Here is a 10804-nt window from a genome sequence, read left to right on the forward strand (position 1 = left end):
CGATACATCTCCAGTCAGGACGATGGCCGGCACCTCCGAGTGCCATTGCTTGCGCAGCGTCCCGATCAGTTCCAGGCCATTCATGTCAGTGCCTAGGCGGTAATCCGCAAGGATCAGGTCTGGTTTCAAACCACTGTGAAAGATCCAACTGAGTGCGGCGGCACTGTCCAGGGCCAAGGCCACTTCATAACCTTGATGATGTAGCAATTTCCCAAGCAGCTCGAGCAAGTCACAGTCATCCTCGACGATAAGAATGATGCCGCGATGACTGGCGGCAGATGCCTGCGAAGTAGGCAACGAAGCGATCATCAAATTCGACTGAAGGGTGATCGGTGTCTTTTCCGATATCAGATTGATCACGCCAGACATCACCGACAGTGCGTCGCCAATCTGCTCGGCCAGTTGCAGGGGGGGGACTTCGTGGAGCGTTTCCCTTAAAAGCGCTTGCAGCAGTTTAAGCGTCTGCAACGGCTGACGCAGGTCATGACTCAAGGCTGAGAGCGCATTGATATGGTTGGCCCGGCAGATCTCGACCTCTTTGCGAATTCGACTTAGTTCAATCGCGAGTTGCTGAATGTTGGTGTGGTCAGCAAAGGTAATTAAAATCCCCGGGGGCAATAGGTCAGCCGATTTGAAAGGGGCTATACGACGTCGGTAACTGCGCTGATCGATACTGATTATTTCCCGCTCCAGATCACCGCCATGGGCCAGTACATAAGCGACCTCAGCGGATACGTCTTCGCCTAACCCGGCGGTATTGAGATCAACTAACGGTCTACCAATGTCGATTGCGAGAATGTTGATCAATGAGGTTGTGGCGGGGGTGAAAAACAGAATATTGAGGTCTGCATCCAGAAACACGGTGGGGGCAGCGGCTTGATAAAGAAACGACTGGAACCGGCAATTCACCTCATTGGCGATGACGGCGGCTTCAAAGGGTGTGCCAGTTTCGCGGCGCATGGTGTTGTATCTCGATGATTTCCGGGGTTTGAGCACGTTAGACGTGTAAGCGAACTCCATTCGTTCCCCTCATCTGCTGGAAGGTTGCTCGTCTTGGACTTCCGATCAAGGGGTTCAGGGGCTGTTATCGTTTAAGCGTGACTCGCACTGAATCGGCAACTGCCTCTAGGTATATTCCGAACCTATAGATTTTTCAGCGGGTTGGCTACTGTGCAGACACCGCCAACCTCAACCCTCAGACCCTGTAGCGCTGGTTATCAGCGTGCACTCATGAGGTAAATCCAGTACTGGCTGTGAAGGCGCTGCCGTGCAGGTACCGGATGAGTAGTTTCCGAGCCTGCCGCCTTCACTTGATCAAGCCTAGTGTGGAGACCTCAAGGTTTATCCCCACGGAATCCGCATTATGAAAGCGCTCGTTTATCTGGGCCCAGGCAAGAAAGCACTGCAGCAATGTCCGCAGCCGACCCTAGCTGAACCTACCGATGTCATCGTTAAAATGTCCAAAACGACCCTCTGCGGGACGGATCTGCACATCCTTAAGGGGGACGTCGCGACCTGCCAACCTGGTCGAATTCTGGGGCACGAAGGCGTAGGTGTGGTGCACGAGGTCGGCGCTGCGGTGTCGACATTGAAGGTGGGCGATCATGTGCTCATTTCTTGCATCAGCGCGTGTGGCAAATGCGTGTACTGCCGCAAACTCATGTATTCGCATTGCACCACTGGTGGCTGGATCCTGGGTAACCAGATTGATGGCACCCAAGCGGAGTTCGTGCGCATTCCTCATGCGGAAAACAGCCTGTATCGCATACCCGAGGGCGCAGATGAAGAGGCGCTGGTGATGCTCAGCGATATTCTGCCTACAGGATTTGAGTGCGGTGTACTCAACGGCAAGGTACAACCGGGAAATTCGGTAGCCATTGTCGGTTCCGGGCCTATAGGGCTTGCAGCCCTGCTGACCGCGCAATTCTATTCGCCAGCGCAACTGATCATGATCGACCTGGACGACAATCGCCTGGAGGTGGCGACGCGTTTCGGGGCTTCTTCAGTGATCAACAGTAGCGATGGAAAGGCGATGGAAGCGGTAATGGCACTCACCGATGGCCGCGGCGTGGATACAGTCATAGAGGCGGTCGGGCTGCCGAGCACTTTCGAGCTGTGTCAGCAACTGGTGGCCCCTGGCGGCACGATTGCCAACATCGGTGTGCATGGGACTTCTGCCACGTTGCATCTGGAATCGTTGTGGGATCGCAACATCACCATCACCACACGCCTGGTGGACGCAGTCAGTACACCCATGCTGTTAGGCACTTTGAAGGCCGGCAAGATCGATCCCACGCAATTGATCACTCATCATTTCTCCCTCGATGACATCTTGGATGCCTACGAAACCTTTGCCCATGCGGCTGATACCAAGGCCCTCAAGGTGATCATCCAGGCCTGATCGCGAACCTTCACGGATGCCTGAAACGCTGCCACATCTTCTGCCTCCACACTTATTTATTCAGAAAAAAGGCACGCAATGAACAGACTAAAAGTAGCCGCAAGCCTTGGCGCGCGCAGTAGCTTTTTAACGTCCCGCGAGGTCGTGGATTTTTCCGCAACTGATCTGACTGACGTTGCGGCGGTGGTGCTGACGGCTGACGACTGGCGCGAGGGTCGGGTCGACGACATCAGCAGATCAGGGTTCGATATCCCGGTATTTTTTGCCGTGGCCAAACATGATGAACTGACCCGCAAAGCTATTCTCGACGTCGAGAAAGTGCTACTGCAGATCAGCGGCGTGTTTGATCTGGGGACCGATAACGCTGAGTTTTATGGGCATAAGCTGGAGAGGGCCGCGACGCAGTACGAAGAAGCTTTGTTGCCGCCGTTTTTCGGTGCGCTCAAACACTACGTCGAACGCGGTAACTCAACGTTCGCCTGCCCCGGCCATCAAGGCGGCCAGTTTTTTCGCAAACATCCGGCAGGCCGGCAGTTTTTCGATTTCTTTGGCGAAACATTGTTTCGCGCGGACCGCTGCAATGCTGACGTTGAAATGGGAGACCTGCTGATCCACGAGGGCGCGCCACTGGAAGCGCAAAAACGTGCTGCCAAGGTCTACAACGCCGATAAGACTTACTTTGTCCTGAACGGTACGTCGACCTCTAACAAGGTCGTCACCCAAGCACTGCTGACGCCCGGTGATGTGGTGTTGTTCGACCGCAACAACCATAAATCCATTCATCAGGGCGCGTTGTTTCAGGCAGGGGCTACGCCGCTGTATCTGGAGACCGCTCGCAACCCTTACGGGTTGATCGGCGGCATCGACTCACACTGTTTTGAAGAGTCATACCTGCGTGAGCAACTGCGCACCGTTGCGCCGGCAAAAGCCGACGATAAGCGGCCGTTCCGGCTGGCAGTCATTCAGTTGGGTACTTACGACGGGACTGTCTACAATGCCCGGCAGATCATCGACCGCATTGGTCATTTGTGTGACTATATCCTGTTTGACTCGGCGTGGCTGGGCTACGAGCAGTTCATCCCGATGATGAGAGACTGCTCGCCTTTGCTGTTGGAATTGGGGGCCGATGACCCAGGGATTTTTGTTACCCAATCGATTCACAAGCAGCAGGCCGGTTTCTCCCAAGCCTCGCAAATTCATAAGAAAGACCGTCATATCAAGGGGCAGGCGCGCTACTGCAACCATTTGCGCCTGAACAATTCGTTTATGGCGCAGGCATCGACCAGCCCGTTTTATCCGTTGTTCGCGTGCCTGGATGTCAATGCCCGTATGCACAGCGGTCGCAGTGGCCACCGATTGTGGGACGAATGCGTGCGCGCCGGCATTGAGGCGCGCAAGCTGCTGATGGACAACTGCACCCTGGTCAAGCCCTTTGTTCCGCCCACCATCGATGGCCGCTATTGGCAAGACTATCCCACCGACGAGATCGCCAACGACCTGAGGTTTTTCCGCTATCACCCCGATGAGCGTTGGCACGCGTTTGAGGGGTACGGCGAGAATCAATACTTTATCGACCCCTGCAAACTGCTGTTCACCACGCCGGGTATTGACGCAGAGACGGGTAAGTACATGGACTTCGGCATTCATGCCGGCGTGCTGGCAACGTTCTTGCGCCAATACGAGATTGTCCCGGAAAAGAACGACCTCAATACCATCCTGTTTCTGCTTACGCCCGCCGAAGGCAAGGCGAAGATGGAGCATCTGGTGGCACAAATTGGACGCTTCGAGCGTTTTATTAAGGATGACGCGCCCATGGCAGACGTGCTGCCGGGTGTCTACAACGCCCATCTCGCGCGTTATCGCGACTACAGCATCCGCCAGTTGTGTCAGGAGATGCATTCGCTGTACGCGCGCCATGACGTGAAGCAATTGCAGAAGGACATGTTCCGCAAAGCAGGCATGCCTGTGGTGGCCATGGACCCGCGCGAAGCCAACCTCGAATTCGTGCGTGGCAAGGTGGAGTTGATTGCCCTGGAAGATGCCAGGGGACGGATGGCTGCCGAGGGCGCATTGCCTTACCCACCCGGCGTGCTGTGTGTCGTCCCCGGCGAAATCTGGGACGGCGCGGTGCTGGAGTATTTCCTGGCGCTGCAGGACGCGATCAACCAATTCCCGGGATTCAACCCTGAACTCCAAGGCGTGTATCTGCGCACCGAGGACGATGGTCGCATCCGTGCTTATGGTCATGTGATCAAGCAGTGATCGCCACCTGGTCAATCAGGATGCATCGCGCATCGTTTCATGGGTTGCGAGCTGCCTGAAAAGGTAGGCTTTTGGAGTGCAAGATGGCCACAGATGTAAAGAAAATGACTGTGCTGCAGCTGACTGTGTTGACGGGCATCAACATGCTGGGCTCGGGAATCGTGCTGCTGCCCGCCAAGCTTGCAGAGGTTGGAACCATCTCGATTGTTTCCTGGATCGTGACCGCTTTGGGCTCACTGGCGCTGGCGTATGCCTTTGCCAAATGTGGACGTTTCAGCCGTAAGCCTGGCGGTATGGGTGGCTATGCCGAATATGCGTTCGGCCGTTCGGGCAACTTCATGTCCAACTACACCTATGGCGTTTCACTGCTGATCGCCAACGTTGCTATTGCCATCACAGCGGTGGGCTACGCGACGGAGCTGTTCAACGTAACGCTGAGTCCGATGGGCGTAGCGGTGGCCACCATAGCGCTGCTCTGGTTAACGACGGTGGCGAACTTCGGTGGGCCGCGCATTACCGGGCAAATCGGCAACATCACCATTTTGGGGGTGATCATTCCGGTCGTGGGTGTGTCATTACTGGGCTGGTTCTGGTTCAAGCCTGCTCTGTACGTCTCGGCCTGGAACCCTCACAACATGCCTTTGCTGCAAGCTGTGGGCTCGTCGATTGCAATCACGCTATGGGCGTTTCTGGGGCTTGAATCTGCTTGCGCCAACACCGATGCGGTGGACAATCCTGAGCGTAATGTGCCGATTGCGGTGCTTGGCGGAACGATTAGTGCCGCCGTGATCTACATCGTCTCGACTAACGTGATTGCAGGGATTGTCCCCAACGCTGACCTTGCCGCTTCTACGGCGCCCTTTGGTCTGGCGTTCGCGATGATGTACACACCGCTGGTGGGTAACATCGTCATGGGTTTGATGATTATCGCGTGTGTCGGCTCATTGCTGGGGTGGCAGTTCACCATTGCCCAGGTGTTCAAAAGCTCCGCTGATGTCGGGTACTTCTTGAAGATCTTCGCTAAGACCACCGCAGGCGGTGTGCCGATTATCGGCATGTTGGTGTTGGTTGTGGTTCAGACGGTGTTGACGCTAATGACCATCAGCCCCGACCTGAGCAAGCAATTCGACATGATTGTCGACCTGGCGGTTGTGACCAATCTGGTGCCGTACTTGATGTCGATGGCGGCGTTAATGACCATCCAGAAAGCAGCAGGTATCACCCCGCGAAAAGCGCTGCTGGCCAACTCCGTCGCCTATGTCGCGGCCGCGTACAGCTACTACGCGCTTTACAGCTCCGGCGCTCAGGCAATGATGTTGGGCGGTATCGTCACCATGCTCGGATGGACCTTGTACGGCACCGTCAGCCGCAGGTTCATGAGCCTGAGCGACAGCCCGCCTGTTCCACTGGCCGCCCCGCGCGCTACGGAGGTTGTTCCTCCCCAGGCACGTCGGGTGGGGTAACTCATCATCGTGGTTGCGACAGAGACTAAGGCCGACTGTTTTCAACAGAATCGGCCAAAAGCAGTCGTTGATCCAGTCACGTTATCGGTACTGCGCAGTCGCTAATGGCGCTCTGCGTGGGAGCGACAGTTACTCAGCAGGCACTTGAGTTTTTCCCAACGCTTGATTCACCGCCAACCACCCATTCACCGCCGTCTCCCCGGCCTCGGCAAACACCCGCTCCAGCAGTTTCACCTGCTCGCGCCGCAACGACTGCTCGAAACGGGCGCCATCATCGGTCAGTTCCAGCAGCCGCTTACGCTTGTCGGTCTCCGACGCGACGCTATTCACCAGATGCATTTCCACCAACTGACGCAGCGGAATATTCAGCGCCTGCTTGGTCACGCCGAGCAACGCCAGCAGCTCCTTGACGCTCAGATTTGGGTAGCGAGCGATAAAAAACACGATGCGCTGGTGCACCCGGCTTAAGCCGCGGCGTTCGAGCATTTCGTCGGCCTTCGCGGTGAAAGCCTGATAGCCGAAGAAAAACGCTTCCATGGCCTGTTGCTGAGTACCGTGATTTTTAAGGTCAAGCATGTTGACATATCCGCTCGGGTTGTCGTAATTTCGGTCAATCAGTTTGACTCATTTTACTCAGACCTCGCTACCGGTGACCGCCATGGCTTTTTCCGAACGTGTCTCGCGCCTTAAAAGTTCTTTGATCCGTGAAATCCTCGCCGCTGCCCAGCGCCCGGAAGTGATGTCGTTCGCCGGTGGCCTCCCGGCCGAAGCCATGCTGCCGAAAGTGGAGTGGGACCAGATGCCCGTTTCCATGGGCCAATACGGTATGAGCGAAGGCGAGCCGTTGCTGCGTGAAGCCCTGGCTGCCCAGGCGCGAGCGCTGGGTGTGCCGTGCGAGGCAAGTCAGGTGCTGGTGGTCAGTGGTTCCCAGCAAACCCTCGATCTGGCGGCCAAGCTCTACATCGACAAGGGCACCGAGATCCTGCTGGAGGCGCCGACCTACCTGGCGGCGTTGCAGATTTTTCAGCTGTTCGGTGCCGATTGCATCACCGTCCCGCTGGAGGCTGATGGTCCGAACCTGAATGAACTACGCACCCGCCTGGAAAAACACCGTCCGGCGTTCATCTATTTGATCCCGACCTTCCAGAACCCGTCGGCCGTGCGCTACAGCGAAGCTAAACGTGATGCCGTGGCAGCCTTGCTGGATGAGTTCGGCGTGACCCTGATCGAAGACGAGCCTTACCGCGAGCTGACCTTCGACGGCGGCAGCGCCACGCCGATTGTCAGCCGCTTGAAAAAGGCCAGCTGGATCTACACCGGCACCGTATCGAAAACCCTGTTGCCGGGGCTGCGGGTCGGCTACCTGATCGCCAGTCCTGACCTGTTCCCGCATTTGCTGCGGCTCAAGCAATCGGCCGACCTGCATACCAATCGGGTGGGGCAGTGGCAAGCGCTGCAATGGATTGGCACCGAGAAATTCCAACATCACCTGGGCGAGTTACGAGACTTCTACCGAGTTCGTCGGGATGCATTTCAGGCCGCATTGGAAACGCACTTTTCCGATCTGGCAGATTGGAACGTGCCCCAGGGCGGGCTGTTTTTCTGGCTGACGCTTAAGCAACCGCTGGATACCCGCACACTGCTCAAGGCTGCGTTGGCGGCGAATGTGGCGTTCATGCCGGGTGAGCCCTTCTTCCCCGAACCGGACAACCATCCGGGGCATCTGCGCCTGAACTTCAGCCACATCGACCCTGCACGGCTGGACGAAGGGCTCAAGCGGTTAGCGGCGGTGGTGCATCAGGCCCAGGCGGCGCAAGCGGCCTGAGGTTGATGGTGGGAGAGGGTGTTTGGCATAGAAAACCACCTTTAACAGACCGCTGCGGTGGCTGCAGGCTCATTTATCCAGCCAGATTTCGGCACCACGCTCCTGGAGTCCTTCAGCGGTCTGTAAAAAATGTGCGCCGATGAGTTCTACAGTGAGGTCGGCATTGCGGCTGGTTACCGCATCCAGCAGGTGTTTGTGTTCATCATCGAGATCGCGCTCGTCATGATGGATCATTGAGGCGGCGATCAGGCGATAGCGTTCGCCCTGAACTTGAAGCTGTTCGCGCAGCTTGAGTAGCCAAGGGCTGTCGCAGGCCGAGACAATGGTGTCGTGGAAGTGATTGTGGGCACCATACCAGGCTGCCGAAGGTAGGGCCTGGCGATGGCCGTCCCGCGCGGGTGTATGCATAAGGCGGTGGTAGGCACCCACTACCGCCGATTCCCATTCGATATCACCCAGGCTCAGCGAACGGCGGATACATAACCCTTCGATGTCGATACGCACGCGAGTGATATCCATCAGTTCAGCGGCGGACATTGGTGCCACGCTGAAGCCCCGTTGTGGTGTGGCAACCACAAGGTTCTCGGCACTCAGACGCGTAAGGGCCTCGCGTAATACGCCGGTACTAACGTTCATATCTTGACTTATCTGGCTGATTTTTAGCTTTTCGCCAGGCCTCAGCTGTCCTGTCACGAGTCGCACACGCATGTGCTGGTACACGGTTTCAATGACGCCCAGCGGGGATTTTATAATGGTCATGCTCAGCTGTCCGTGTCTGGTTCGGTCTTATTGGCTCGGTTGGGAGCAGTCTCTTTGTGCGCATTCTGCCTCAATCGTCCAGACGAGGCTCCTGCGAAAAAAGCATATGCTCAGAAGAAATTAACATTTTCTAAAAAAATTAATTTTATTTAGAGTCGCCTCCTGCCACCCATGGCACACGACCTATTTTGCTTATTCGACAACGGAACGCTCAGGTCAGCTACCCATCAGGAAGTTGGAGTTATCCGTTGAGCAAGTATTTACCCGCGATGATTTTTTCAGGCGCCGCAGTTATAGGCGTGGACTTTCAAGCACATGCTTCAGGCTTTTTGGACGACAGCAAAGCTACACTGGAAATGCGTAATTTCTACATCAACCGCGATAACCGCAGTGGTGCTGCCAATCCTTCTAAGCAAGCCGAATGGGGGCAGGGCTTCATTCTCGATTATCGCTCCGGCTATACCGACGGGCCGGTCGGGTTTGGTGTCGATGCGTTAGGAATGCTTGGGGTACGCCTGGATTCCGGGAAGGGCACGCATTACAACCCAACCGGCAGCAGCAGAGGCGGGCAAGTGTTCCCCACTGACAGCGACGGTCGGGCGGTAAACGAGTTTTCCAGCCTGGGGCCGACGTTCAAGGCACGCATTAGCAAGACCGAATTCAAACTAGGGACACTGCGGCCGACTTTGCCTGTCGTTATCTATAACGACGGTCGTATGCTGCCGCAGACTTATGAGGGCGCACAGTTCACAACACGTGATATCGACAAACTCACGCTGACCGCAGGCAAACTTACCCAGGCTAAAGGGCGTAACTCGACTGATAACCAAGGTTTGTCGATCTTGGGTGCCAACAACGCAAACACTGGTCAGTTCGTGAACAGTTTTCTATTTGCCGGCGGCGATTACGCCCTGTCGAAAGACCTTACGGCACAGTATTACTACGGCAAGCTTGAAGACTTCTACATCCAGCACTTCGTCGGTCTAACTCATTTAGCTCAGTTGCCGGTGGGTACGCTCAAGACAGAACTACGCGGGTTCATCAGCGATTCAACCGGCAAGAATGCTAGCCAGGCCGGCCGTTCAGAAGGCTATGTCAGCAGCGGCTATGGCAATTCCGGCGAGGTGGACAACCGTGCCTGGAGTTCGCTCTTTACCTACTCCCTGAAAGGCCATTCCGTTGGCTTTGGTTACCAGCGTCTTACCGGAAGCAGCGATTTTCCGTTCATGACCGAGGGCGATGGCGTACGTGCTTATCTAACCACTGACAGAAGCCTCAACACCTTCCAACACGCCGGTGAGCGCACCCTGATAGGCACTTACAGCTACGATTTTGCAAGTGCGGGTATCCCTGGGTTGAAGCTTTCGGCGGACTACCTCAAAGGCCAGCACATCGCGACATCAACCGGCGACAGTCACGAGTGGTATCGCGGCACAACGCTTGAGTATGCAGTTCAGAGCGGCTCATTTAAGGGGCTCAATTTCGCGTGGCGCAATGGTTCTTTCCGGACGGCATTGAGCAGCTCGCGCGACGTTGACGAAAGCAAGGTGATTGTCAGCTATACGCTGGCTTTGCTTTGACACCTTTGCCCCTTTTAACCCTGCATTGACCGAGAGCCTTAGATGCCGATTTCCAACCCAGTTGCCTTGCGGCACCCGACATCCAGACAGGCTAAATACCTGAAAATCGAGGGTGTGCTTTACGGCGTATTGGTGGTCGGCTTTCTGGCGCTCACGCTCTTGCCGTTGATGGCTGTGATACAGGGCAGTTTTCAAAGCCAGATTGAGGGCGCGCAGCCCTTCACTCTGGACGGATGGAAAGCGCTGATCCATGAGCCAAGAATTTTGGGTGCTCTTGGCAATACGCTCAGTCTGACGTTCGCCAGCCAGCTCGTCGCGTTGCCGCTGAGCATCGGCCTAGCCTGGTTGTTGGGTCGTACGGACTTGCCGGGTCGCAGCTGGCTGGAATTTGCGTTCTGGGTTTCGTTCTTCCTTCCGGCGCTTGCGGTTGTCCAGGGCTGGACGCTGGTGCTTGATCCCAACAATGGTTTGTTCAACCGTTGGTTAATGCACGTTTTCGGATTGCGTGAAGCAC

8 protein-coding genes and 1 pseudogene are annotated in these 10804 nt (G+C 56.1%); 6 read left to right on the forward strand and 3 right to left on the reverse strand.

The window, feature by feature from the left end; genetic code table 11:
* On the reverse strand, positions 1-960 hold a 960-nt coding region (locus M0974_RS06040), incomplete at its 3' end, for a PAS domain-containing protein (RefSeq protein ID WP_297834031.1).
* Positions 961-1363: 403 nt separating this feature from the next.
* Between M0974_RS06040 and M0974_RS06045 the strand changes: the two genes are divergently transcribed.
* The 3 genes from M0974_RS06045 (at position 1364) to potE (ending at position 6126) form a co-directional block, all read left to right on the forward strand.
* Positions 1364-2401, forward strand: coding sequence for a zinc-dependent alcohol dehydrogenase family protein (locus M0974_RS06045; protein WP_297834033.1), 1038 nt, complete (start codon positions 1364-1366; stop codon positions 2399-2401).
* Positions 2402-2479: 78 nt separating this feature from the next.
* Positions 2480-4663, forward strand: a complete 2184-nt coding sequence (locus M0974_RS06050) for an ornithine decarboxylase (protein ID WP_297834035.1) — start codon at positions 2480-2482, stop codon at positions 4661-4663.
* An 83-nt stretch (positions 4664-4746) separates the two neighbouring features.
* Positions 4747-6126, forward strand: coding sequence for a putrescine-ornithine antiporter (gene potE / locus M0974_RS06055; RefSeq protein ID WP_297834037.1), 1380 nt, complete (start codon positions 4747-4749; stop codon positions 6124-6126).
* Between the two features lie 129 nt (positions 6127-6255).
* Here potE and M0974_RS06060 read toward each other — a convergent pair whose 3' ends face one another.
* Positions 6256-6702 carry a MarR family transcriptional regulator gene (locus M0974_RS06060; protein WP_297834039.1) on the reverse strand — a complete coding sequence of 149 codons (447 nt, stop codon included), beginning with the start codon at positions 6700-6702 and terminating at the stop codon, positions 6256-6258.
* Positions 6703-6784: 82 nt separating this feature from the next.
* Between M0974_RS06060 and M0974_RS06065 the strand changes: the two genes are divergently transcribed.
* Positions 6785-7951 carry a PLP-dependent aminotransferase family protein gene (locus M0974_RS06065; RefSeq protein ID WP_297834041.1) on the forward strand — a complete coding sequence of 389 codons (1167 nt, stop codon included), beginning with the start codon at positions 6785-6787 and terminating at the stop codon, positions 7949-7951.
* A gap of 69 nt (positions 7952-8020) precedes the next feature.
* On the opposite strand, the gene M0974_RS06070 is transcribed toward M0974_RS06065, so the two are convergent.
* The gene (locus M0974_RS06070) at positions 8021-8710 is read right to left on the reverse strand and encodes a GntR family transcriptional regulator (protein WP_297834043.1); all 690 of its coding nucleotides are present in this window, start codon (positions 8708-8710) and stop codon (positions 8021-8023) included.
* Positions 8711-8958: 248 nt separating this feature from the next.
* Between M0974_RS06070 and M0974_RS06075 the strand changes: the two genes are divergently transcribed.
* Together M0974_RS06075 and M0974_RS06080 are read left to right on the forward strand one after the other, a co-directional pair.
* Positions 8959-10290, forward strand: coding sequence for an OprD family porin (locus tag M0974_RS06075; RefSeq protein ID WP_297834044.1), 1332 nt, complete (start codon positions 8959-8961; stop codon positions 10288-10290).
* A 42-nt stretch (positions 10291-10332) separates the two neighbouring features.
* Positions 10333-10804 (forward strand): annotated as a pseudogene (locus tag M0974_RS06080) (hypothetical protein); the annotation flags it as partial.

The organism is Pseudomonas sp. (assembly GCF_026224925.1).
Lineage (GTDB): Bacteria > Pseudomonadota > Gammaproteobacteria > Pseudomonadales > Pseudomonadaceae > Aquipseudomonas.